Annotated in this window: 17 protein-coding genes; 7 read left to right on the top strand and 10 right to left on the bottom strand. The window is 74.6% G+C overall.

Annotation, left to right across the window (positions count from 1 at the left end; all coding sequences use genetic code 11):
• Positions 1-379: 379 nt before the first annotated feature.
• The 4 genes from ACIRD3_RS02165 to ACIRD3_RS02150 form a co-directional block, all read right to left on the bottom strand.
• The gene (locus ACIRD3_RS02165; RefSeq protein ID WP_402210781.1) at positions 380-928 is read right to left on the bottom strand and encodes a GTP-binding protein; all 549 of its coding nucleotides are present in this window, start codon (positions 926-928) and stop codon (positions 380-382) included.
• A gap of 67 nt (positions 929-995) precedes the next feature.
• Entirely contained in the window at positions 996-1,655 is a 660-nt protein-coding gene (locus tag ACIRD3_RS02160; protein ID WP_402210167.1) for a DUF742 domain-containing protein, read from the bottom strand.
• Positions 1,656-1,663: 8 nt separating this feature from the next.
• Entirely contained in the window at positions 1,664-2,083 is a 420-nt protein-coding gene (locus tag ACIRD3_RS02155) for a roadblock/LC7 domain-containing protein (RefSeq protein ID WP_360490059.1), read from the bottom strand.
• Positions 2,080-5,160 carry a nitrate- and nitrite sensing domain-containing protein gene (locus ACIRD3_RS02150; protein ID WP_402210164.1) on the bottom strand — a complete coding sequence of 1,027 codons (3,081 nt, stop codon included), beginning with the start codon at positions 5,158-5,160 and terminating at the stop codon, positions 2,080-2,082. The genes ACIRD3_RS02155 and ACIRD3_RS02150 overlap by 4 nt, the downstream gene beginning before the upstream one ends.
• A 436-nt stretch (positions 5,161-5,596) precedes the next feature.
• Between ACIRD3_RS02150 and ACIRD3_RS02145 the strand changes: the two genes are divergently transcribed.
• The 3 genes from ACIRD3_RS02145 (at position 5,597) to ACIRD3_RS02135 (ending at position 10,398) form a co-directional block, all read left to right on the top strand.
• Entirely contained in the window at positions 5,597-7,483 is a 1,887-nt protein-coding gene (locus tag ACIRD3_RS02145) for an AMP-dependent synthetase/ligase (RefSeq protein WP_402210161.1), read from the top strand.
• 321 nt (positions 7,484-7,804) lie between these two features.
• Positions 7,805-8,968, top strand: coding sequence for a polysaccharide deacetylase family protein (locus ACIRD3_RS02140; RefSeq protein WP_402210778.1), 1,164 nt, complete (start codon positions 7,805-7,807; stop codon positions 8,966-8,968).
• Positions 8,969-9,426: 458 nt separating this feature from the next.
• Positions 9,427-10,398 (top strand): nitroreductase/quinone reductase family protein, encoded by a 972-nt coding sequence (locus tag ACIRD3_RS02135; RefSeq protein ID WP_402210158.1) that lies wholly within the window; start codon positions 9,427-9,429, stop codon positions 10,396-10,398.
• Between the two features lie 93 nt (positions 10,399-10,491).
• Here the strand turns inward: ACIRD3_RS02135 and ACIRD3_RS02130 are convergent, their stop codons facing one another.
• From ACIRD3_RS02130 to ACIRD3_RS02120, 3 genes are all read right to left on the bottom strand, one after another.
• Positions 10,492-11,235, bottom strand: coding sequence for an SGNH/GDSL hydrolase family protein (locus tag ACIRD3_RS02130; protein WP_402210155.1), 744 nt, complete (start codon positions 11,233-11,235; stop codon positions 10,492-10,494).
• Positions 11,236-11,863: 628 nt separating this feature from the next.
• Positions 11,864-12,484 (bottom strand): hypothetical protein, encoded by a 621-nt coding sequence (locus ACIRD3_RS02125; RefSeq protein WP_402210153.1) that lies wholly within the window; start codon positions 12,482-12,484, stop codon positions 11,864-11,866.
• A gap of 287 nt (positions 12,485-12,771) precedes the next feature.
• Positions 12,772-13,671: a hypothetical protein gene (locus ACIRD3_RS02120; protein WP_402210150.1), complete on the bottom strand. Its 900-nt coding sequence runs from the start codon at positions 13,669-13,671 to the stop codon at positions 12,772-12,774.
• A 581-nt stretch (positions 13,672-14,252) separates the two neighbouring features.
• Between ACIRD3_RS02120 and ACIRD3_RS02115 the strand changes: the two genes are divergently transcribed.
• Both ACIRD3_RS02115 and ACIRD3_RS02110 read left to right on the top strand, forming a co-directional pair.
• Positions 14,253-15,422 carry an exonuclease SbcCD subunit D gene (locus ACIRD3_RS02115; RefSeq protein WP_402210147.1) on the top strand — a complete coding sequence of 390 codons (1,170 nt, stop codon included), beginning with the start codon at positions 14,253-14,255 and terminating at the stop codon, positions 15,420-15,422.
• On the top strand, positions 15,419-18,460 hold the full coding sequence (locus ACIRD3_RS02110; protein ID WP_402210144.1) for an AAA family ATPase: 3,042 nt from the start codon (positions 15,419-15,421) through the stop codon (positions 18,458-18,460). Before ACIRD3_RS02115 ends, ACIRD3_RS02110 begins: the two co-directional genes overlap by 4 nt.
• Positions 18,461-18,525: 65 nt before the next feature.
• Here ACIRD3_RS02110 and ACIRD3_RS02105 read toward each other — a convergent pair whose 3' ends face one another.
• Entirely contained in the window at positions 18,526-18,744 is a 219-nt protein-coding gene (locus tag ACIRD3_RS02105) for a hypothetical protein (RefSeq protein ID WP_402210142.1), read from the bottom strand.
• A 319-nt stretch (positions 18,745-19,063) separates the two neighbouring features.
• Here ACIRD3_RS02105 and ACIRD3_RS02100 point away from each other — a divergent pair, with 319 nt between their 5' ends.
• On the top strand, positions 19,064-19,615 hold the full coding sequence (locus tag ACIRD3_RS02100; RefSeq protein ID WP_402210139.1) for a DUF1990 family protein: 552 nt from the start codon (positions 19,064-19,066) through the stop codon (positions 19,613-19,615).
• Between the two features lie 20 nt (positions 19,616-19,635).
• Here the strand turns inward: ACIRD3_RS02100 and ACIRD3_RS02095 are convergent, their stop codons facing one another.
• Both ACIRD3_RS02095 and ACIRD3_RS02090 read right to left on the bottom strand, forming a co-directional pair.
• Positions 19,636-20,082, bottom strand: coding sequence for a YjbQ family protein (locus ACIRD3_RS02095; RefSeq protein WP_402210136.1), 447 nt, complete (start codon positions 20,080-20,082; stop codon positions 19,636-19,638).
• A 264-nt stretch (positions 20,083-20,346) separates the two neighbouring features.
• Positions 20,347-20,613 (bottom strand): hypothetical protein, encoded by a 267-nt coding sequence (locus ACIRD3_RS02090; RefSeq protein ID WP_049650625.1) that lies wholly within the window; start codon positions 20,611-20,613, stop codon positions 20,347-20,349.
• Between the two features lie 885 nt (positions 20,614-21,498).
• On the opposite strand from ACIRD3_RS02090, the gene ACIRD3_RS02085 reads away from it, so the two are divergent.
• Positions 21,499-23,703, top strand: coding sequence for a CDP-glycerol glycerophosphotransferase family protein (locus ACIRD3_RS02085; protein WP_402210132.1), 2,205 nt, complete (start codon positions 21,499-21,501; stop codon positions 23,701-23,703).
• The last annotated feature ends 138 nt before the right edge of the window (positions 23,704-23,841 follow it).

Here is a 23,841-nt window from a genome sequence, read left to right as displayed (position 1 = left end):
TGCCCCTCCCCTCGTTCTGCGCGTGGCGGCGCACCGCTTCCGGTGCGCGCCGACGGGTCCTCGCCGGATCTACGAAGGCCGTCCGCCGGTCGGCGCCCGTGCGGAACGGGCATCTCCGGGGCTCCCGACGGCATGGCCGGGCGGCCTTCGTCGACAGAGCCTTCCACGGCCGGGCGGTTCCAGGCAACCTTCCGGACACCGACCGTCCGGGATGCGGACAACCGAATGAGACGTCGGTCGGCACGGGAGGTCGCCGCGCCGCCGTCCGAGGCCCCCTCAGGCCCCGGACGGGGCACGGATCACAGCACGGATCACAGCACCGATCACCGAACGGATCACCGCACGGATCCCAGCACGACAGCCCAGGTCAGGAGCGGGGTCAGGCCCGGACGGGAGCGCGGTGGCGGCGGGCCGCGGCGTGCTCGACCAGCGCGACGAGAAGTTCCTTCCCGTCCTCCCGCAGCCGCGCGTCGCAGAGCAGCACGGGGATGTCCGGGTCCAGGTCGAGCGCGTCCCGCACCTCGCCGGGCGAGAAGCGCTCGGTGCCCTCGAAGCAGTTCACGGCGACCACGAACGGGATGCCGCGCTGCTCGAAGAAGTCGACCGACGGGAAGCAGTCGGCCAGCCGCCGGGTGTCCGCGATCACCAGGGCGCCGAGCGCGCCGCGCGCCAACTCGTCCCAGACGAACCAGAACCGGTCCTGCCCGGGAGTGCCGAACAGGTAGAGCGCGAGCCCGGGCCGCAGGTCGATCCGGCCGAAGTCCATCGCCACCGTGGTGGTGCGCTTGGCCTCCACGCCCGAGGTGTCGTCCACCGGGCGGCCCAGCTCGCTGAGCTCCTCCTCGGTGCGCAGCGGCCGGATCTGGCTGACGGAGCCGACCAGGGTGGTCTTGCCCGCGCCGAAGCCGCCCGCGACCAGGATCTTCACGGCGACGCCCGGGCCGCCGCGCCACCGCGGGTCGTTCGGGTCGCCGCCGCCCGGGCGGGGGTGGTGGTCAGAGCGCACGGAGTCCATTGATCACGTCTCGCAGCAGGCGCTCGTCCGGCAGCTCGGCGAGCGGAACGGGTCGGGTGACGCTGATCAGGTCGGCGTCGTAGAGGTCGCCGAGCAGCACGCGCACCACGCTGACCGGCAGGTCGGTGAAGGAGCCGAGTTCGGCGACGGAGAGCGGCTCGTGGCGGCACAGGGCCAGCAGTGTCTGGTGCTCCGGGTCGAGGACGTGCGCGGGCACGGCCCCCGCGTCCGGCCCGGGCTCGGCGGCGGTGATCAGCGAGATCAGGTCGAACAGCCCCTCCTCGACCGGCCGGGTGCGGCCGCGGGTCATCGAGTAGAGCCGCACGACCGGACCGGCCTCGTCGTCGAACCAGCGGTCGTCGACCGGGGTGCGCGGCTGGAAGAGGTCGACCTCGGATCCGCCCGGGTCCACCTGCTCCCGGTCCGTCCCCTCCCGGTCCACCCGCTCCTGGTCCACCCCGGTGTCCGCATCCCGAGACGTCTCCGCACCGGACGCCTCGCCACCGGACGTTCCCTCAGCCGACGTCCCCGCGGCCGACGTCCCCGCACCGGACGCCTCCGGGGCGGACGGCCCGTCCGTGCCCAGGGGCACCTCGGGGCCGTCCGGCAGGTCCGGCAGGTCCGCCTTCGGATCCGACATCGGCCCGCTCATCTCCCCGGCGGGGCGGTCTCGGTGCGCGGTTCGGCGGCCATGTGCTCGCCGACCCGCTTGACCAGCAGGGCCATCTCGTAGGCGATCTGGCCGATGTCGGCCTCGGCGTCGCTCAGCACGGCCAGGCAGCTGCCGTCACCGGCCGCGGTGATGAACAGGAACGCCTCGTCCAGCTCGACCATGGTCTGCCGGACGCCGCCGACCTTGAAGTGCCCGCCGGCGCCCTTGGCCAGGCTGTGGAACCCGGCCGCGACGGCGGCCAGGTGCTCGGCGTCCTCGCGGTCGAGGTCGCGGGAGGCGCCGGTGGCCAGGCCGTCGCTGGAGAGGATCACCGCGTGCCGCAGGGCCGCGACGCGCCCCACGAGGTCGTCCAGGAGCCAGTTGAGGTCCCCGGACGGCTGCGTCGAAGTGGTCATGAATCAGTTCCTTCCGCTGGAGCGGGTGGTGCAGGTGAGGCAGGTGAGGCAGGTGGTACTGGCGATGCGGGTCGTACGGGTGCTTCGGGTCGTGCGGGTGTCTCCGGTCTCGCGGGCGGTGCGGGCCGTACGGGCGGCGACGGGGGGACCGGCGAACCGGGGACCTGGCCGAGGCGCACCGGCTGCCCGGGCGGCTGCCGCCGGACGAGCGGCGCCCGTCCGCTGTCCGAGGGCGCGGGCAGCGCCGCCGGCGCGGGTGCCGGGCTGATCGCCCGGCGGGACGGATCCGGCGGCTGCCAGGCCGGTACGGCGGCGAGCCGGTCGCGCGATGCGCCCGCCCTCGGCGCGCCCTCGCGGCCCGAGGCGGAGCCGGTACGGTCCGCCGGCGCGGTGGCGCCTCGGCCACGGGTGAAGCCGCGCTGGAAGGAGGCGAAGGTCGCCCGGGCCTCCTCGGGCGAGCGCTCCCGGGCCTCCCGCGCCTCCCGAGCGGCGCCGGCGTCCTCCGGCGCGTCCGCGCCGGACCGACCGGCCCGGCCGTCGGCTGCGCGGAATCGTTCCTTCACCTGTTCGGCGAACTGCTCCCTCAGCTGCGGCGCCAGGCTCGCCTGCCGGACCCGCCGCGGCAGACCACCGGCCGTCCGCAACCCGGCGTCCACCGGCGGAGCCTCAGCCGCGGCAGGCGCCACGACAGCGACCGCGGAGGCCTCGACGGCTTCGGCGGCTTCGGCGACCGCGGAGGCTTCGGCGGCTTCGGCAGCCGCGACGGCCTCGGCCGCGGCGGCCACCACCGCGTCCTCCCGCCGGTGCCGCCCGGTCGCCGGCGCGTCCTCGACATCCGCCCCGGGCGCGGGCACCAGGACCGGCCCGCCCTTGGTCCGCGACGCCCGGCGCGGAAGACCGCCCGCCGTCCGTCCGGCCTCCGGCGCGGAGGGTCGCGGCCCGCCGGTCACCCGGTGCCGGCCGCCCGTACCGCCGGTACCGCCGGTACCGCCACCCGAGGAGGAGCGCGGGGAAGAGCCCGCCGCGGAGCCAGACGGCGAACCCGAGGACCCACCCGAGGACCCACCGGACCGCACGCCGGCCGACCCTCCCGAGCCCGGCACCGCGACCAGGTCCCGCTGCCCGCGCCGGCCGCCGTTCCCGGCCCGCCGCCCGGCCGCGGCCGGTTCCGGCCGTCCGTCCGGCGCCTCGGCGAGCAGCTCGCGCGGGATCAGCACCACCGCCGTCGTCCCGCCGTACGGGGACGGCCGCAGGTGCACCCGGATGCCGTGCCGCCGGGCCAGCCGGCTGACCACGAACAGGCCCAGCCGGTCGGTGTCCGCGAGGTCGAACTCCTGCTCCACCGCGAGGCGTTCGTTGATCTCGGCGAGCAGCTGCTCGCTCAGCCCGAGCCCGCGGTCGTCGATCTCCAGCGCGAAGCCGTGTGCCACCACCTCGCCCTGGACGGTGACCTGGGTGCTCGGCGGGGAGAACACCGCGGCGTTCTCGACGAGTTCGGCGACCAGGTGGGTGACGTCAGCGACGGCGCTGCCGAGCAGGCCGGTACCGGGGAACGGCCGGACGGTCACCCTGGCGTAGTCCTCGACCTCACCGACGGCCGCCCGGACCACGTCCACCATCCGGACCGGCTTGCGCCAGGCGCGCCCGGGCGAGCCCCCGGCCAGGATGATCAGGCCCTCGGCGTGCCGCCGCATGCGGGTGGTGAGGTGGTCGACCTTGAAGAGGTCCTCCAACTCCGCCGGGTCCTCGGTGCGGCGCTCCATGGTGTCGAGCAGGGTGAGCTGGCGGTGCAGCAGCACCTGGCTGCGCCGGGCCAGGTTGACGAACACGGCGGAGACTCCGCGGCGCAGTTCGGCCTGTTCGACGGCCGCCTCGACGGCGGCCCGTTGCACCGCGTTGAAGGCCTGGCCGACCTGGCCGATCTCGGCGGCCCCGAAGTGCAGTTCGGGCGCCTCGGTGGCCACGTCCACCGGTTCGCCGCGGCGCAGCCGCAGCATGACGGAGGGCAGCCGGGTGCCGGCCAGCTCGTTGGCCGCGTTGCGCAGGCCGATCAGCTCGCGGGCCAGGCCGCGCCCGATCCGGAACGAGATCATGATCGTCAGCACGACCGCGACCAGGCCGACCGCACCGGCGATGCCGCCGCGCCAGAGCATCCCGATCGCCGCGGAGTGGGCGCGGTCGTCCAGCCCGGCGGCGATCCGGCTGTTGATCGAGGCGAGGTCCCCGAGCGCCCGGTCCGCGGTCACCCGCCAGGAGTCGCTGTTGAGCGCCTGGACCACCCGGTCGGGGCCGCCGGCGCCGACGAAGTCCGCCTCGGCGCGGGCCAGCGCGTTCCAGGCCTCGCCGCCGCGCAGGGCGGCGTAGTCGGACTGGTCGGCGGGTTCGAGTTCGGCGACGTAGACGGTGAACAGCGCCTGCTGGTTGTGCAGGGCGTCCAGCGCGACCTGGTACTGCTCGGCGGTGGGCTTGCCGGCGCTGGTGCGCAGCCCCTCCATCGCCGCGTCCTCCTGCGCCAGGTACTCACGGGCGCGCGACAGCTCGATCAGGATGGTTCCCTGGCGAGGGAGTTGACCGCTCTGCCGGGCGACGTACGCGGACCGGAAACCGAACACCGGCTTGACCAGGTCGCTGTACTGGTCCAGCGCGAACTCCCAGTTGAGCGCCAGGCGGCCGACCTGGGAGCGCAGCGGACCCATCTGGTCGGCGGCGGCGATGATCTGCACGAAGCGTCCGCGCTGGGCGGTGGAGAGCTTGCCGCCGCTGCCGTCCTTCAGCTGCCGCAGGACGGTGAGGCTGCGGTCGGTGGCCGCCTTGGCGTGCTCGTAGGCGTCCCGGGCGACGGGGGAACGCGGGTCGGCCAGGCGCTGGACGGCGGCGCGGCGCTCGTTCTGCAGGTCGCCGGCGTACTGGTCGACCGGACCGGAGAACTCCTTGTACGTACGACTGATCCTCAGCTGACTCCAGACATCCCCGGTGGTGGCGATGGTCGCGTACACCCACAGGGCGGCGAGCGCCACGATGGGCACCAGGAGCAGCGCGATGATCTTCGCGCGGATCGAGCTGCTGCGCAGACGCATGGAGTCCTCGGTCGGGAAGTGCCAGGCGCGGACAGGGAGGGAGGGGGCCTTGGAAGCGACGAGTGCGACGGGTGCGACGGGGGATGGTGAGGGGGTTGGAGGGGCCTCCCGGCGCAGGTCTGCGCGACTCTACTACGCCCTGACCACTCGTTCGAGGGTCGAACCAATCCACTTGTCCACCTTGCCCCGCACACGTCAGAAACCGCTCCCCCACACCTTCGCTTCACGGAGGAATCGCCCCCCGATGCCCGGAATGCCCGACCGACACTCCGCCCTCACTCCTCCCCCTCGTTCTCACCCGATCCTCCACGACCACGGCACCACACGGGCGGACCCGTGCCGATCTCGTCGGGTCACCGTCACAACCCTGGGCAGTGACTGACCGATCCGATAGTTTCGCTCCACCCGGACAACCGGCGCCGAACTGGGGAGGACCGTGCGCGAGTTCAGCTCCCCCGCCCCGGCCGCGCCCGAGGCGACCGGAGGACTCGCCGACTCGCTGTACGACACCGCGGAGCGCACCCCCGACCTGATCCAGCTGTCCCGGCGGGCCGGGGACGGGCGCACCGGGGACGGGCGCACCGGCACCGGCCGGGCCGGGGACGACCGGGCGGGGGACGGGCAGTGGCAGGACGTCACCGCCCGGGCGTTCCGCGACCAGGTGCTCGCCCTGGCCAAGGGCCTGCTCACCCACGGTGTGCGCTACGGCGACCGGGTCGCCCTGATGTGCCGCACCCGCTACGAGTGGACGCTCTTCGACTACGCCCTCTGGTCGATCGGCGCGATCACCGTCCCGGTCTACCCCACCGCCGCGCCCGAGCAGGTGCGCTGGATCCTCGCCGAGACCCAGGCCGTCGCCTGCCTGGTCGAGGACGAGGACGCCGCGATGACCGTCGGCGCGGTCTGCGACGCGCTGCCCGACCTCACCGGCATCTGGCAGCTGGACCGCGACTGCGTCGCCGCGATCACCGAGGACGGCCGCGGCGTGCCCGACTCCCTGGTGCACCGCCAGCGGCTCGGCGTCGGCGCCCAGAACATCGCCACCGTCGTCTACACCTCGGGCACCACCGGCCGCCCGAAGGGCTGCCTGCTCACCCACGGCAACCTGGCCGCCGAGGCCGACGCCCTGCTCGCCGGCTGGGGGGACGTCCTGCGCGACACCGGTGGCGGCCAGCCCGGGACCCTGCTGTTCCTGCCGCTCGCCCACGTCTACGGGCGGGCCGTGCAGGTCGCGGCGATCCGCGCCGGCTTCCGGATCGGCCACGTCCCCGAGGTCTCCACCGACGCCCTGCTGCCCGCGCTGAAGTCCTTCCGGCCGACCTTCCTGCACGCCGTCCCGTACGTCTTCGAGAAGATCTACCAGCAGGCCAGGCGCGCCGCCGAGGACGCCGGACGCGGCGAACTCTTCGAGCAGGCCCGTCAGGTGGCCGTGGACTGGGCCGACGCCCGGGAGCAGAAGGCCTTCGGGCGCGGCCCCGGGCCGGGCGCCGGACTGCGGCTGCGCCACCTCGCGTACGAGCGGACCGTCTACCCGAGACTGCGCGCGGTGCTCGGCGGGCGGGTGCGCAGTGTGATGTGCGGCGGCTCCTCGCTCCGGCGCGAGCTGGGCCTGTTCTTCACCGGCGCCGGCCTGCAGCTGTACGAGGGGTACGGGCTCACCGAGACCTCCGCCGCGATCACCGCCAACCCGGCCGGACGGCAGAAGCTCGGCACCGTCGGGCGGCCGGTGCCGGGTGCCTCGGTGGCGATCGCCGACGACGAGGAGGTGTGGGTGCGCGGCGCCTCGGTCTTCGGCGGCTACCTCAACCACCCGCAGTGCACCGCCGACGCGCTGGTCGACGGCTGGTTCGCCACCGGGGACCTGGGGCGGCTGGACGAGGACGGCTACCTCACCATCACCGGCCGCAAGAAGGACCTGATCGTCACCAGCAGCGGGAAGAACCTCGCCCCGGGGGCACTGGAAGAGCGGGTCGAGGCCCACCCGCTGGTCTCCCAGTGCCTGGTGGTGGGCGACGACCGCCCGTACGTGGCCGCACTGATCACGCTCGACCCGGCGGCGTTGGCGCACTGGCTGAAGACGAGCGGCCGGGAGCAGCTGGACACCTGGGCGGTGCTCGCCGACGAGGACCTGCACAGCGAGATCCAGCGCGCGGTCGCGGCGGCGAACACGGCGGTGTCACGCGCCGAGTCGATCCGCGCTTTCCGGCTGCTGCCACGGGAGTTCAGCCAGGAGCAGGGACTGCTGACGCCCTCGCTCAAGCTGCGGCGGGCGGCGATCGCGGAGTACTACGCGGAGGACATCGAGGAGCTCTACCAGTCCTGATCGACCAGCCCTGATCGGCCAGTCGTGCGGGACAAGTCGCGAGGAGCAAGTCGCGAGGAGCAAGTCGCGAGCTGCCGGTCGCGAGCGGTATGTCCGGTCGTGACTCTGACGGTCCGTCTTGTCCCTTGCGGGGCAGGGGCGAAGGCGATCCGGTTCACCTGCCGCTCCCTTGACGGGCCGATTGGTCCAGTCCATTGTTGCTCTTCGGTCCGAGTGCGGCGTGCCACCACCCCTCCGCTCCCGCCCCTCCGGGAGCCCCTTCCTTCCGCTCACGCCCTCCCCACGGGCGCCTCCCCCACACGCTGGAGTCCTCACGTGTCGATGTCCACGCGCCTGTCCACGCTGGCCGCCTCCGTCGCGCTGCTCACCGCCTTCGCCGCGCCGGGCGCCTCCGCCGCTCCGCTGTCGTCCTCCACCTGGGCCGGGCCCCCGCCCGCGCCCTCGGCCGGGCCCTCGGCCGCGACCGTCAACCTGGCGACCAACCCCGGCTTCGAGGTGCCCGCCCCCAACCTCGCCGACTGGGGCAGCATCCCCGGCTGGAACTGCACCGGCGGACCGGCCGAGGCCGCCGTCACCGCCGCCGTCACCCACTCCGGCACTTCCGCGCTGACCGTCACCCCGGCGAACGCCGACTCCACCGGTGAATGCGCGCAGACCGTCTCCGTCCAGCCGAACACCGTCTACACCGCCTCCGCCTGGGTACGCGGCGACTTCGTCCACCTCGGCGCCACCGGCACCGGCAGGGACGTCGCGCCCGCCTGGACCGAGAGCACCGGCGGGGGCTGGCAGCGGCTGACCACCCGGTTCACCACCGGGCCGAACGCGCGCAGCGTCCGGCTGTACGTCCACGGCTGGTACCAGCAAGGGCCGTTCTCGGTGGACGACGTCCGGGTCGACGGCCCCGCGCCCGCCCCGGCCGTGGCGGCGGGCTCCGTCCCGACCGCCGACAAGGTCGTCTTCTTCACCGTGGACGACGGGTGGCAGCGCACCCCCGAGGCGGAACAGTTCATCGCCGACCACCGCCTGCCGATCGCCACCTTCCCGCTGCCGATGCCGGCCGGTACCGACCCGGCCTTCTTCCGGCGGGTCACCGCCGTACCGGGCTCCTCGATCCAGGACCACAGCGTCTCGCACTCCGACCTCAGCAAGCTCCCGGTGGAGCAACAGCAGGTCGAGATCTGCGACGCCCGCGACGCCATGACCCGCCTCTTCGGCACCGCGCCGGTGGTCTTCCGCCCGCCGTTCTTCGCCTGGAACGCCGACACCCTCCAGGCCGCCGCCAACTGCGGCATGCGCACCGTGCTCACCGCGGACGCCGACTTCAGCTGGGGCGCCGCCAACATCTGGCACCCGGGCCCGCTGCAGCCGGGCGACGTCGTCCTCATGCACTGGTCCGACACGCTGGCCACCGACCTGCAGCGCGCCCTGGCCGCCACCGAAGCCGCCGGACTCAAGCCCGCCGGTCTCACCGACTACCTGCGCTGACCGACGGGCTTGCACCGACCGACTGTCCGCACCGACCGACCCACAGACCCGACGCGCCGCCGCCCGAGGGGAGCGGCGGCGCGTCACCGTCTCGCACGCCGCTCCGCCCGCTCGGCGGTCGGCGCCTGCTGCCGGATGCCGGATGCCTGATGCCCGGTGCCCGGTGCCCGGTGCCCGGTGCCCGGCATGATCCACTCGTTGACAGTGCGCCCGCGCAGTGGCTCTAATGGGGGCGTGCAGCGCGGCGTCGGCCACAGAGCAGTGGGCCGGCCGGCAGCCGAGCGAGCACCTTGCCGAAGGGACGACGCGCGATGAGCACTCTCTCCGCTGCCCTGATCTGACGCCCGGCGGTCACCACGGTGTCCGTGCAGGTGTTCGTGTGCGCGCTGCGCCGTCCCCGACTGTCACCGCGTGTGGCCGCGACTCCCCCGCATCCCTGGAGACTTCACCACACACGCATGCCCATGTCTTTCAACCTGAATGTCATCGAGGAGTTCCGCGCCAACGGCGGACGGGTCGGCGGCCCGTTCGAGGGCGGCGACCTCCTCTTGCTCACCACCACCGGAGCCCGGTCCGGCCGGCCGCACACCGTGCCGCTCGGGTACGTGCGGGCGGACGGTCTGCTGCTGGTCGTGGCCTCGGCCGCCGGGGCGCCGGAGCACCCGCAGTGGTACCACAACCTGCTGGCCCACCCGGTGGTCCGGGTCGAGCTCGGCGCCGACGCCTTCGACGCGATCGCGGTACCCGCCGAGGGCGCCCGCCGGGAGGAGCTGTTCGCCGCCGTCGTCCGGAAGGCACCGGGGTACGGCGACTACCAGGCTCTGACCGAGCGCGAGTTGCCGGTCGTCGTCCTGGAGCGGGAGCCGTCGCGCCCGGGGTCCGCCGCCGACGCCGACGCCGTCGGCGGCGACGCACCGGTGGTGCGCACGCTCGCGGACAAGCTGCTGGAGGCCCACACCTGGTTGCGGGTGCAACTGCGCCAGGTCCGGGACGAGGCGCACACCCACTCCCCCGGCCGACCGGCCGGGCTCGGGCTACAGCTCCGGCAGCACTGCCTGGCGTTCTGCGACGGGCTGACGCACCATCACACCGGCGAGGACGGCGCCGTCTTCCCGGCCCTCGCGCGCAGCCACCCGGAGCTGGCCGGGGTGCTCGCGCGGCTGGACGAGCAGCACCGGGCGATCCGGCGGATCAAGGAGGAGCTGGTGGCGCTGCTGGCCGGGATCGAGATCACCGAACCGGAGCGGGTCCGCACCGAACTGGACCGGATGTCGGCTGAGTTGGAGGCCCACCTCGACCACGAGGAGGCGGAGTTGTTGCCGGTCCTCGCCGGCATCCCCTTCCCTCCGATCCCGGACCGATCGATCCCGGCCCGGCCGATTCCGGACCGATCCGCCCAGGCCCCGACCCGGCCGGCCGGGATCTCGTAGCCGAAACGGCGTTGCCGCCGTCCCCTCCCGGTGACTCGGAGGGGACGGCGGCACTGCCGTCCGGCGGCGTCCGAACGGCGTCCGACGAACCCGTCAGGACGCCGAGAAGACCGGGAGGTAGCCACCGGCCTGGCCGGAGGCCTTCGGGTGGTAGCTCTCGTCGATCGGCAGGGTGGTGCTGTTCAGCCAGGTGGTGAGGTTGCCGCAGATCTCGTGGCCGGTGAAGATGTTGCGGACGTCACCGAACGCGAAGCCGGCGTTGGCGGCGCGCTTGGCGAGGACGCCGTCCAGGGTGTCGGCGGCACCGTTGATCGCCGCACGCTTGGTGTCGCTGATGCCGAAGATGCAGCTCCCGTTGACCTTGTAGATGTGCGGGTAGCCCATGACCACGACGTGGGCGTTCGGCGACTTGGACTTGATGGCGGCGTACACCTGGTCCAGCTGTCCGGGCAGGGTGTTGAGCGCGTAGTTCTTCGCCGTGTTGACGGCGTCGAGGCAGGAGCTGTCGGAGCCCAGGACGCAGGTCTGCATGGTGTCGGCGAAGCCGGCGTCGTTGCCGCCCACCGAGATGCTGACCAGCGTGGTGGAGGAGTCCAGGGCCGAGATCTGGCTGTTCAGGATGTCCCCGGTCCGCGCGCCCGAACAGGCGACGAACTTGAAGGAGGACGGCGAGTGCGCGTTCTTCCAGAGGTACGCGTACGCGTTGGTGCTGCGCTTGCAGCTGCCGCTGTCGCTCAGGTAGCTGCCGGCGCCGACACCGGAGGAGTACGAGTCGCCGAGGGCCACGTAGTTGACGCCGGCCGCGTTGGCTGAAGAGGCGGCGAAGAGCGTCGTCATGGTGAGGCCTGCCGCAATAGCGGCGATGGACAGGGCACGGGCAGGGCGGAGCATGACACCTCCAGGGTGGGGGGTGGGGGCGTGGGGTGCGTGGCGTGGGTCACAGAAGTGATACCAGGCGGGGGGCCGCCCCGGAAGCGCTCATGCCAAGGATATTGACGGACCGTCTGATAGCTGTGAGGTGAACTGCCCCTGACAGAACGTGAGTTCGCACAGGTCAACGCGGGTGCGTTTTGACGCGCGTAGCGCTCTGCGCGTAGACCGGCAGATTTCGGAGATTAACTGCTGAGTAAACCTGGGGTCGCTGTCCGACCATCGTTGAGTCGGTTTCGACGCCGGTCGACCTCCGGACGAGAGCGCGACGGCGGGCGCCAGGGGACCGCTCCGGGCGTCCGGAAGCCGTAGCGGACCCGGACGCGCCGGGACGGCCCTACGGCGGGAGGGGCCCTACAGCGGATCAGCCGAACGGCGGGTCAGCCGTTGAGCTGGATGGCCTTACGGCGGGGACGGCCCTACGCCGCGTCAGCCCCACGTCCGGCCAGCCCCGTGCCAGGGTCGGGTCGGTTCCGGGCCGCGCCGGGTCGGCTCGGGTCGGTTCCGGCGGGTCGGTTCCGCGCCGAGCAGCCCCTCACGCGCCCGGGTACACGGCGCCCGGGGAGACCGTGCAACCCTCGACCGGCAGTTCCTCGATCGTCTCGTTGGCGGCGGCGGGCACGCCGAGCCAGCGGACGGCGGTGGCGACCGCCGCCCGGGCCTGGCGCAGCCCGGGTGCGCCCCAGCCCAGCAGCTCGACGGCGAGCCCGGGCGCGACCAGCAGCCGCCGGTAGTGCCGGCCCGAGGCCGGGTCGGCCACGCTCGGGCCGACCGCCCGCAGCGACGCCGCCATCCGGACCCGCGCGCACTCGTGCCCGCCGTTCGCCGACCCGACCCGGTCGTAGAGGTAGCCGAGGTAGTACGGACGGCCGATCACCGCCTGCGCCTCCTCGGCGGCCTCGCGGGCCAGGGCGGCCGCCGGGTCACCGGCGTCCTCCGGCTCCAGCGAGCCGCCGGGCAGCGAGCAGATCCCGTCCCTGGGGTTCACCAGGGTCAGCACCCGCCCGTCGGGGGCGAACAGCCAGCCCCAGGACTGCTTGACCGGCAGCCCGTCCGGCACCTGCTCGCCCGGCCGCCACGGCCAGCCCGCCGTCGGACGCCGCCGCACCTTGCCCAGCAGCTCGGCGATCTCCGCGCTGTACTCGATCGGGCTCATGCTCTCGCCTCGCCGCGCTCGGCCGGGGCCCAGGCGTCCGTCGGCGCGCACCTCCCGGCGCCGAGCTCGCGCCGCTCGCTCATGCGTCCCCCTCTCGCTGTCGGGCTCGCCGGACCGGCGGTGCGCGGAGGGACCTGCAGGGCGCGGTACGGAGCGGAGCGGCCGGAGCGGCGGCGTGGGGTACCGCACGCTCCTGCTGTTGATCTTCTCCGAATCTTCCCCGAACAGGCGGTCGATGAACAGTCCCCAGCGCCGCATGGTGGATGCGGAGACGGCGAACGCCCTGATCACCCCAGCGGCCCACCCCTTTCCCCGGACCCCGGGAAGCCGGGCAGCGGGAACCCCGGCCGCGGATCCACGCCGGGCGGGAACGGCAGCCCGCGCGCGGCGTCGTCGGCGAGCTCGTCGAACACCTCGTGGGCCGTCATCGGCCGCAGCCGCCCGTCGGCCAGCGCCCAGCCCCGCACCGGCGGCCGGGCTCGGGCGTCGCCGGTCGGGGGATCCCCCGGGCCTCCGGGCTCCGGCTCGGAGCGCCCGCCCGTCGACGGATCGCCGTGCAGCAGCAGCGCCCCCTCGCCGCCGGAGGCCACGCCGGCGGCCAGCGTGACGCAGAACGCCTCGGTGTCCCGCCCGGCGGGGAGGAGTCGCCCCTGCTCCACGCAGACGTCCACCGCCGAGGTGAGCTCCTCGCCGTCCTCCGGGCCGTGGCAGCGCAGCGTCAGCAGGTGGCAGCCCTCCCCCGCGCCCTCGGCCAGCGCCAGGTACACCGACGTCACGTACCGCATCACCGCCGCCATCCGGCGCTGCCCGGCCGGATCGTCGCCGACGGCGTCCAGCAGGGCCGCGCAGGCCACGGACATCCGCACCCGCGCCCGGTGGTCGTCCATCAGCACCGGCAGCAGCTCGGCCAGCCGCTCCCCCGCGTAGACGAACGGCTCCCCGGCCAGCTCGGGATCGCCCGCGTAGGCGACCCGGGCCGCCGGCGCCCGGGGGTCGAGGCCGAGCGCCTCGCAGTAGTCCTCGTAGTCCTCCGCCTCCAGGACCCGCAGGTGCACCTCCAGGCCCTGCCGGTACAGGGCCGTCAACTGCTCCTCCGCCCGGCGCAGGTAGTCCTGGTGGCCGAGCCCGCCGAACAGCCCGTACCGCGCGAGGCCGGCGAAGTCCCCCGCTCGGACGGCCAGTGCCACCGCGACCGGCTGCGGCGGCGCGCCCCGGGCCCGCCCGCCGCGCCGCGCCCGCGCTCCGCCCCCTCCCGCACGGCCACCGGGCGGTCGCCCTCCCCCGGGCGGCGGCGCCCCACCGGGCCCGCCGCCCGGAGCCCCGCCCGCACCGCTCCCCCGCTTCCGCCCCGTCAGCACCAGCACCCGCCGGCACCCCCGGGACGTCCGCGCGCCCGCGGCACCGGCCGCCTCGCGCACCAACTCGCGCACCTGCGCCCGCACCGACCCACGGACCGACTCGCGCACCGCAGCCATGGCCCCTCCCGTTCCTCACTCGACCGACACTCGACACCCGGTCCTCGACGCCCTGCTCTGGGCACCCGGCACCGGACCGCGCCGGCCGCCCCGAACGACGGAGCCGCCGACGCCGAGGAACATACACAGAGCCACTGACAATCCACGCCCGGTAATCGAACAGCGGCCGGGCGGGCGGGCATTCCGGTCGATTCGTCGATGATCCGGGCGCGCCCACCCCGCGGGACCCGTGAGACGCACGCCTCCACTGATCCGGGCCGGATTGTCGGTGGCGGACGTTAGGGTCGGGGACCATGCGACTGCTGCATACCTCCGACTGGCATCTCGGGCGCTCGTTCCACCGGGAGAGCCTGCACGACGCCCAGCGCGCCTTCCTGGACCACCTGGTGGAGGTGGTCCGGACCGAGGGCGTGGACGCCGTGCTGGTCGCGGGGGACGTGTACGACCGCGCGCTGCCCGGCCTGGAGGCGGTCGCGCTGTTCGACGACGTGCTGCACCGGCTGGCCGACCTCGGAGTGCCGACGGTGTTCATCAGCGGCAACCACGACTCGGCCCGCCGGCTGGGGGTCGGGGCGGGACTGATCGGGCGGGCCGGGATCCACCTGCGGACGGATCCCGGCGGCTGTGCCGAGCCCGTCCTGCTGGCGGACGAGCACGGGCCGGTGGCGGTGTACGGGCTGCCCTACTTGGAGCCGACGCTGGTGCGCGAGCGGTTCGGGCTGGCGAAGGGCGGGCACGCGGCGGTGCTCGGGGCGGCGATGGACGCGGTGCGGGCCGACCTGGCGGCGCGCCCGGCCGGGACGCGGGCGGTGGTCCTGGCGCACGCCTTCGTCACCGGCGGCGCGCCGAGCGACAGCGAGCGGGACATCGCGGTCGGCGGCGTCGCCGCGGTGCCCGCCGCGGTGTTCGACGGGGTGCACTACGTCGCGCTCGGCCACCTGCACGGCTGTCAGACGCTCGCCCCCCACCTGCGCTACAGCGGCTCCCCCCTCGCCTACTCCTTCTCCGAGGTGCACCAGCGCAAGAGCATGTGGCTGGTCGACCTCGCCGCCGACGGCTCGGTGGCCGCCGAGCGGGTGCCCTGCCCCGAGCCGCGGCGCCTCGCCACGCTGCGCGACAGCCTCCAGGCCCTGCTCACCGACGAGAAGTACACCGAGCACGAGCAGTCCTGGGTGCAGGCCACGCTCACCGACGCGGTCCGCCCGGGCGAACCGATGGAGAAGCTGCGCCGGCGCTTCCCGCACACCCTCCAGCTGCTCTTCGACCCCGAGGAGAGCGAGGCCGAGCCCTCCCCGTCGTACGCGGCGCGGGTGAGCGGCCGGGGGGACCTGGAGATCGCCGAGGGCTTCCTGCGGCACGTCCGCCCGGGCGCCGAGCCCGGTCCGGAGGAGCTCGGCTGGCTGCGCGAGGGCTTCGAGCGCGTCCGGGAGACCGCCGACCGGAAGGCGGACCTGCCGCGATGAGGCTGCACCGGCTCACCGTCACCGCCTTCGGCCCGTTCGCGGGCTCCGAGACGGTGGACTTCGACGCGCTCGCCGCCGGCGGACTGTTCCTGCTGCGCGGCGCGACGGGCGCCGGCAAGAGCAGCGTGCTGGACGCGGTCTGCTTCGCGCTGTACGGCGAGACGCCGGGTGCCCGCCGCGCCAACCGGCTGCGCAGCGACCACGCCGACCCCAAGCAGCTCACCGAGGTGCAGCTGGAGCTGACCCTCGGCGGCAGGCGGCTGCAGATCACGCGCCTGCCGGAGCAGCGCCGCCCGAAGAAGGTCGGCGCCGGCACCACCGTGGAGCGGGCGCAGACCCTGCTGCGCGAGTGGGTGGCCGACACGGGCGAGGGCGCGCCGGGCTGGCGCGGGCTCAGCAAGTCCCACCAGGAGGTCGGCGAGGAGGTCCTCCGGCTGATCGGCATGAACCGGGAGCAGTTCTGCCAGGTGGTGCTGCTGCCGCAGGGCGACTTCGCCCGCTTCCTCAAGGCCGACTCGGAGGAGCGCGGCAAGCTGCTGCGGCGGCTGTTCGACACCGAGCGGTACCAGCTGGTCGAGGGCTGGCTGGCCGAACAACGGCGCGCCGAGGAGGCCGCCGTCCAGGCCGGCCGGCGCCGGCTGCGCGACCTCGCCAGCAAGGCCGAGCAGGCCGCCGGTCCGGGTGCCGAGCCCGCCGAGGGCTGGATCCCGGCCGACGAGCACGACGCCGGGCTGACCTCCGGGGTGCTCGGCTGGGCCGCGGTGCTGCGCAGCGGCGCGGCCGAGGAGCTCGCGGTCGCGGACTCGGCACTCACGGCTGCCGAGGCGGCGCAGCGCACGGCGCAGCGGCACCGCGAGGCCGCCGAGGAGCTGGCCGGGCGCCAGCACCGGCACCGCGAGGCGCTGGCCAGGGCCGAACGGCTGGCCGGGTTCGAGCCCGACGCGGCGCGGGACCGGCAGCGGCTGGCCGCGGCGCAGGAGGCCGTCGGCGTGGAGGCCGCGCTGCGGCTGCGGGAGAGCGCGGCCGAGGCGCTTCGGCGCGCGCAGGCCGCGGAGCGCGGACACCGCGAGGAGCTGGCCGCGGCCCCCGGCGCGGAGGGCGGGCCACTCGAGGCGGCCGACGCCGCCGAACTGGCCGGGGCCGAGCTTCGGCTGCGGGCCGAGGTGGTCCGGCTGGAGGCGGCCCGGGCGGAGGAGCGGCGCTGTGCCGAACTCGCCCGCGAACAGCGCTCCTTGACGGCGGACCGGAGCGCCGCCGAGGCACTAGCCGAGGAGGCCGAGGACTGGCTGGCGGAGTTCGAGGGCGAGCTGGGCCGCTTGGAGGAGCGACACGCCCAGGCCCGGGCGGCGACCACCCGGGTCGAGCAACTGGACAGGCAACGCGCGGAGTTGACCGCCCGGCTGGAGGCGGCCCGGGAGCGCGACGGCCTGCGCGCCGAGATCGCGGCGGCCGAGCCGCGGGTCGTCGAGCTGCGCGCGGCCGCGCTGGACGCCCGTGAGCACAGCCTCGACCTGCGGGACCGCCGCCTCGCGGGCATGGCCGCCGAGCTGGCCGAACAGCTGCGGACCGGCCAGGCCTGCCGGGTCTGCGGCTCGCCCGAGCACCCGGCTCCGGCCGAGCCGGCCCCCGGCGGCCGGGTCGGAGCCGAGGACGAGGAGCGGGCCCGCCGCGCCCAGACCGTCGCCGAGCAGGCCTGGACGGAGGCCGACCAGGCACTCACCGCCCTGCTGGTGCGCGAGGCCGCCGCCGCCGGCGCGGCCGGGCCGGACGGCGCGGACGCACTCGCGCTGGCCCTCGCCGAACTGGAGCGGGAGCACCGCGTGGCCCGGCACACCGCCGAGGCACTCGGCCGGGTCGAGCAGGAGATCGCCCGGCTGTCACAGGACCGCACCCGCCGCGCCGACGAGCTGCGCGAGGCCAAGGAGCGCACCGCCGTCCTCACCGACCGACTGCAGGCACTCGACACCGAACGGGAGGCGCTGACGGCCCGGGTGGCGGCCGCCCGCGGCGAGGCGGCCTCGGTCGCCGACCGGGCCGCCGCCCTGACCCGGCTCACCGAACGGGTCGCCGCCGCGGCCGCCGCGGCCCGGGCCCGCGCCGAGGCGGAGGCCCGGCATGCCGAGGCCGAGGCCGAGCTGGGCGAGGCAGCCGCCGCGGCGGGCTTCCCCGACGCCGCGGCGGCACTGGCCGTGCTGCTGCCGCGCGCAGAGCGGGACCGGCTGGAGGCCCGGCTGGAGCGGCACCGCGCGGAAACCGCCGCCGTCCGGCGGGAGCTGGAGCTGCCGGAGCTGGCCGAGGCCGCCGCCCAGCCGCCGGTCGACCTGCCGGCTGCCGCGGCAGCGCTGCGCGCCGCCACCGACCGGCTCGGGCGGGCGCACGCCGCTCGGTCGGCGGCCCGCGAGCGGTGCGAGGCGCTGGCCGCGATCGGCCGGCAGCTGACCACGCTCGCCGCCGAGCTGGCGCCGACGCTCGACCGGTACGGGCGGATCAACCGGCTCGCCACGCTGGCGGCCGGCACCTCCCACGAGAACCGGCTGCGGATGCGCCTGGAGTCGTACGTCCTGGCGGCCCGGCTGGAGCAGGTCGCGGCGGCCGCCAGCGACCGGCTGGTCCGGATGTCCGGCGGACGCTACACCCTGGTGCACAGCGACGACCGGGGTGCCGGCACCAAGCGCTCGGGCCTGGCCCTGCGGGTCGTGGACGCCTGGACGGGCACCGAGCGGGACACCGCCACGCTCTCCGGCGGCGAGAGCTTCTTCGCCTCGCTCTCCCTCGCGCTGGGCCTGGCCGACGTGGTGACCGACGAGGCGGGCGGCATGCCGCTGGACACCCTGTTCATCGACGAGGGATTCGGCACCCTCGACGAGCAGTCCCTGGAGGAGGTGATGGACGTCCTCGACGGCCTGCGCGAGCGGGACCGGGCGGTCGGCATCGTCAGCCACGTCGCCGACCTGCGCAGTCGCATCCCGGCCCAGCTGCTGGTCCGCAAGGGCCGACGCGGCTCGACCCTGGCCCTGGCCGGGCGGGAGGACGCGTAGCGCCGGTACACCTATGGCGGGTCACTGGCGCGGGCCGCGCTTGTGGGCCCCTGGTGGGCCGCGGGTCAGCCCGAGCAGGCGATCCGCTGCGCCTGCTGCCAGGCGCACACCGGGCAGAGCGTGCTGCCCGACCGGTCCGCGGGCAGCTCGGTCGGCTCGCCGCAGAGCACGCAGTCGGCGCGCGGCCCGGTCGCCTCCGGGTCGTGCCGCAGCGCCGCCTCGGCACCGCCGTCGGATGCGAGCTCGCAGACCACCGGGGGCTCGTTCGTCACGCTGTCGCTCATGCTGCCTTCCTACTCCGCCGCTCCACCCGGCCGCAAGACGCCCCGAACCCCAGCCCCGAACCCCAGCCCCGGGCGGAACACCGGGCGGGCCGGGCACCGCTCCCGGCGGACTCGACCACCGCGGCGACGCCGCCCCGCAGGGTTCAGCGCACGGACGACGGCGAACAACGAACAGCGAACAGATTTCAGAAAACGTTCGCTGAAATCTGTCGTCTGACATCTGTCGCCTGACATCTGTCATCTGTCGTCTGTCATCTGAAAGCCGTCACCCTGAAACCCGCCCTCGGCCGCCCTCCGCCCGAGAGCTACCGTGACCGCCATGGCTACCGATCTCCACCAGCGCCTGCTCGCCGCCCGCGCCACCGCGCCCTCCTACGCCGAAGTGGGTGCCACCCGGGGCGGGCGACTGCCGGGTGGGTACGCGCACCTGCGGCGGCGGGTGCACCTCGGGCGCGGACCCGAGGTGCGGGAGCGGGCCGGGCGGTACGTGCTCGGCTGGGGCAGCCAGACGGGCACCGGCTTCGCCGTCTTCCCCGGCGCCCCGGCCCGGGACGGGGACACCGTGCTGCTGCGGCTGAGCCTGCCGGGGCGCCGCCGGCCGCGACTGGTGATCCCCTGCCGGGTGGTGTGGACGGTGGACGAGCCGGACCGGATCGGCTTCGCGTACGGCACGCTCCCCGGGCACCCGGAGTGCGGCGAGGAGGCGTTCCTGGTGTCGATGGACGCCGAGGGCGAGGTGTGGTTCGAGGTCACCGCCTTCTCCCGGCTGTCCGCCTGGTACGCGCGCCTCGGCCGTCCGGTCGCGCTGCTCTGCCAGTACCTGGCGATCGAGCGCTACCTCACGGCCGTGGCGGCGCACGCGGTCCGGTAGCCCGACGAGCTGCCCGGGACTCAGCCCAGGAAGGACAGCCGGACGGTACGGCGCGGGTTGTCCCCGTTGGTGTCGATCAGCACCACGGACTGCCAGACGCCGAGCGCGAGTTGGCCGCCGAGCACCGGCAGGGTGGCGTGCGGGGCGACCAGTCCGGGCACCACGTGGTCGCGGCCGTGCCCGGGGCTGCCGTGCCGGTGGCGCCAGCGGTCGTCGGCCGGGAGCAGCTCGCGCAGGGTGGCGAGGAGGTCGTCATCGCTGCCGGAGCCGGTCTCCAGGACGGCGATCCCGGCCGTGGCGTGCGGGACGAAGACGTTGAGCAGCCCGTCGCGCCCGGCGGCCCGCTCGTCGAGGAACGCGGTGCAGCGGTCGGTGATGTCGAGGGCGACCTCGCGCCTGCCCGTGGTGATCTCGAAGGTGGTGGTCTGGAACCTGCCGGTCGGGGTGGAGTGGTTGTTGTCCGCCATGGCGCCATCCTGACCCAGGTCAGGGGGCTCGGCGTACCGCCTCGCCGACTCGCCCTGCCGGGCAGGCGAACTCGCATAGGGTGAACGGTTCGGACGACGGTCGGGCCCCCGGCCCGCCCCCGCAGAACGGGGCCCGTACCCGCCCGGATACGCCAATGACCCGGAGGACCGGATGGTCCACCGGGTCTGCTCCCGACCAGGACGGGACGAGGATCGACGACGACCGAGGATCGACGACGACTGACGACGACCGGGGGCGAGCCCCTAGCCGCGCCCGCCGAAGAGGCTGCGCCGCAGCCGACGCAGCGGCGTCAGCAGCGAGATCCTGGTGTGGCGACGACGAGTCGTCGGGGCCTCGGCGCCGCGCGGCGTCAACTCCCTTATCAGCCCGAGCGCCTCGGCGGTGTCCACCGCCGGGAGCGCGGGCGCGCCGAGCACGGCCAGGTGTCGGTCGATCCGGCGGCCGGTCGTGCCGACACCGCACTGGATCGCCGGCACACGGGGCCGAGTCCGCACTTGCATGTGTTCCATCAGTTTTCCCACCCCTACGAGGCGCCAGGGCCGTGAGGCGAAGACTATCCGTGACAGACGGCCTTCGCGCAACCGTCCTTGGTGTTGTGCCACCGTATCGTGCGGCGTCAACTGACGATGCACCAGGGGCCACCCGGCCGGTCACGACTAGGCATCAATGATGGTGCACGACCGGCCATCCGTCAGCAGGGTCCGGAGGTGCGGGCCCGGCGCCCGGCTGCGCGGCACGCGCCCGGCGCACGGAGTCGCCGTGGCGGCACCCGGTACGGCGGCGGCCGGAGCGCCCGCGCACACCCCTCCGCAGCCCCTCCGCACAGCTCCTCCGCCCGGCCCGCCGGCACACCCCATATAGGGGACAGCCGCCAGATCGACAAAGTGATCTTCGGAGCCTCGCGCAGGCTCGGAAGAGCTCCGCCCGGATTCATGAAGTGAACACAATCGAGGGATTGACTCGCGTCGCACCTCCAAGCAATATCTGTTGCACGCGTCCGTGCCCGCACCGCACCCAGGCGCGTGTTCGAGTGATGAAGAATGTCGCAAGAACTCCGGCTCCCGCGAGCCACTGCCCGGCCGCCTCGACGCTGCGGTGGCCAGGCTCGCGCGGTGCCCGGACCGGCGGTCGGCCGTAGAGGGTCGGCCGGACCGCCACCAGACTGCCGGTGCCGCCCCGCGAGGGGCTCGGCACCGGCGGTCCCGGGTCCTCCCCCTCTCCCGCCGAAGGCCCCCTCCCCCCTCTCTCCACCGCCCCGGAATCCGCGTCCGGCCGGCACCCGCGGGCCCGGCGGAGGGCCGAGAGCCCCCGAGAAGCCCCGGGGATGCCCGCCGAGGCGCCCGTACCGGACGTCCATGCAGGTCGCGCCCGGTGGATCGGTAGACTCGGCCAGCGTGTCCCTCCTCCTCAGCATCGTGCTTCCGGTCCACGGCGTGGAGCGGTACCTGCCGCGCTGCCTCGACTCGATCCTCGGCGACACCCCCGCCCTGGAGTCCCGTTTCGAGGTGATCGCGGTCGACGACCTCTCCCCCGACGGCTCCGGCGCGATCCTGGACGCCTACGCGGCCCGCGACCCCCGGCTGCGGGTGCTGCACCTCACCGAGAACCAGGGCCTGGGCGGCGCCCGCGCCGCCGCCCTGCCGCAGGTGCGCGGCGAGTACGTGTGGTTCCTGGACAGCGACGACTGGGTGCCCGAGCGGACCGTCAGCGTGATCCTCGACGAGCTGGCCCAGGAGCGCCGCCGCGAGACCCCCGCCGACGTGCTGATCACCGACTTCACCCACGTCTACCCGGACGGCGGGACGGAGCCCAACCCCTGGCGGCACGTGCTGACCGGCTCCCCGCTGGTCGAGGGCTGCACCCTGGCCGAGCACCCGGCGCTGTTCCAGACCGTGATGTCGGTGTGGAACAAGGTGTTCCGCCGCGCCTTCCTGGAGGGCCTCGGGGTCTCCTTCGGCCGCGGCTACTACGAGGACATCTCGGTCACCTACCCGGCGCTGCTGGCCGCCGAGCGGCTGCGCTACCTGGACCGCTCCTGCTACAACTACCGGCGCGGCCGGGACGGCGCGATCACCGCCACCGCCTCCCCGAAGCACGCCGACGTCTTCGCCCAGTACGACGCGATCTTCGCCTTCCTGGACCGCCCGGACCGCCCCGGCCGGCCCGTCCCCGACTCGCTGCGCACCCTGGTCTTCGACCGCACCGTGCGCCAGGCGCTCAACGTCTACGACACCCCGGGGCTGGTCCCCGCCGACCGGCGCAAGGACTTCTTCCAGAGCGTCGCCCGGCACTTCGACCGGCACCGCCCGGCCGGCTACCGCTACCCCGGCGGGGTGCGCGGCGTGCAGTACCGGCTGGCCGCCCGCGGCGCCCGGATCGCGTACGCCGAGCTGCGCCGCACCGGCCGGCTGCCGCGCGAACTCAAGCGCGGCGCACGGGCGGTGGCGCCCGCGGTGAAGAAGGGGGTGCGCAGCGGCGCCCGGTTCACCGCGTACAACGCGTTCCGCCGACTGCCGCTGGACGAGAACCTGGCGGTCTACGCCGCGTACTGGCACCGGGGTTACGCGTGCAGCCCGGCGGCGATCTACGAGAAGGCGAAGGAACTCGCGCCGCGGGTCCGGGGCGTGTGGGTGGTGGAGAACCGCCGGCAGGCGGCCACGCTGCCGACCGGCGTGCCGTACGTGATCGTCAACACGCCCGCCTACCTCAAGGTGATGGCGACCGCCAAGTACTTCGTCAACAACGTCAACTTCCCGCGCACGATGGTCAAGCGGCCCGGATCGGTGCACGTCCAGACCCAGCACGGCACCCCGCTCAAGGCCATGGGCATGGACCTGCGCGACCGGCCCCGGGCCGCCGAGGGGATGGACTTCGACCTGCTCCAGGAGGCCATCGACCGCTGGGACTTCCTGGTCTCCCCGAACCCGCACACCAGCGAGCACTTCGCCCGCGCCTTCCCCGGCCGGTACGAGATGCTGGACACCGGCTACCCGCGCAACGACCGGCTCGCCGGCGCCACCCCGGACGACGTGCGGGCGGTGCGCGAGCGGTTGGGGCTGCGGCCGGGCACCAGGGCCGTGCTGTACGCGCCGACCCACCGCGGCGGCAAGGGCGGTTACGTGCCGCTGCTGGACGTGGCGGAGCTGGCCGGGCGGCTGGGCCCGGACTTCACGCTGCTGGTGCGCACCCACTACTTCCACACCGGCGGGCCGGGCGACCTGACGGCCGACGGGGAGGCGGCGGCGATCGTGGACGTCTCGGCACACCCGACCGTCGAGGACCTCTACCTCGCGGCGGACGTGCTGGTGACGGACTACTCGTCGATGATGTTCGACTACGCGGTGCTGGACCGGCCTGTGGTGATCTTCGCCCCGGACTGGGAGGAGTACCAGCGCGAACGCGGCGTCTACTTCGACCTGTTCGCGGAGCCGCCGGGCGCGGTCACGGAGACCGCGGACGAGCTGGCGCGGGCCCTGCTGGCGGGCGACCCGGCGCCGGGGGCGCGGGCGCGGTTCCGGGCGAAGTTCTGCGTCTGGGACGACGGCGGGGCCGCGGAGCGGGTGGTGCGCCGGGTGTTCCCGGTGGAGCAGCGGCGGTAACGCCCCGGCGGAGCAGCGGCGGCAGCGCCGCGACGGAGGAGAAGCGGTAGCCCCCCGGCGGAGGAGCACTCGGGCCCGCGTGGAAGCGGGCCCGTGGAACGTCGGGGACCCCGGGGACCCCGGGGACGCCGGGAACTT

This window comes from Kitasatospora sp. NPDC093550 (assembly GCF_044764985.1).
Lineage (GTDB): Bacteria > Actinomycetota > Actinomycetes > Streptomycetales > Streptomycetaceae > Kitasatospora.
This window is presented reverse-complemented; position numbering and strand designations above follow the sequence as displayed.

Coding starts and splice junctions, on each gene's coding strand:
- ACIRD3_RS02160 (WP_402210167.1), bottom strand. CDS start 1,655: ATGTCGGATCCGAAGGCGGACCTGCCGGACCTGCCGGACGGCCCCGAG.
- ACIRD3_RS02155 (WP_360490059.1), bottom strand. CDS start 2,083: ATGACCACTTCGACGCAGCCGTCCGGGGACCTCAACTGGCTCCTGGAC.
- ACIRD3_RS02150 (WP_402210164.1), bottom strand. CDS start 5,160: ATGCGTCTGCGCAGCAGCTCGATCCGCGCGAAGATCATCGCGCTGCTC.
- ACIRD3_RS02140 (WP_402210778.1), top strand. CDS start 7,805: ATGTCCACGCGCCTGTCCACGCTGGCCGCCTCCGTCGCGCTGCTCACC.
- ACIRD3_RS02135 (WP_402210158.1), top strand. CDS start 9,427: ATGCCCATGTCTTTCAACCTGAATGTCATCGAGGAGTTCCGCGCCAAC.
- ACIRD3_RS02130 (WP_402210155.1), bottom strand. CDS start 11,235: ATGACGACGCTCTTCGCCGCCTCTTCAGCCAACGCGGCCGGCGTCAAC.
- ACIRD3_RS02125 (WP_402210153.1), bottom strand. CDS start 12,484: ATGAGCCCGATCGAGTACAGCGCGGAGATCGCCGAGCTGCTGGGCAAG.
- ACIRD3_RS02115 (WP_402210147.1), top strand. CDS start 14,253: ATGCGACTGCTGCATACCTCCGACTGGCATCTCGGGCGCTCGTTCCAC.
- ACIRD3_RS02110 (WP_402210144.1), top strand. CDS start 15,419: ATGAGGCTGCACCGGCTCACCGTCACCGCCTTCGGCCCGTTCGCGGGC.
- ACIRD3_RS02105 (WP_402210142.1), bottom strand. CDS start 18,744: ATGAGCGACAGCGTGACGAACGAGCCCCCGGTGGTCTGCGAGCTCGCA.
- ACIRD3_RS02100 (WP_402210139.1), top strand. CDS start 19,064: ATGGCTACCGATCTCCACCAGCGCCTGCTCGCCGCCCGCGCCACCGCG.
- ACIRD3_RS02095 (WP_402210136.1), bottom strand. CDS start 20,082: ATGGCGGACAACAACCACTCCACCCCGACCGGCAGGTTCCAGACCACC.
- ACIRD3_RS02090 (WP_049650625.1), bottom strand. CDS start 20,613: ATGGAACACATGCAAGTGCGGACTCGGCCCCGTGTGCCGGCGATCCAG.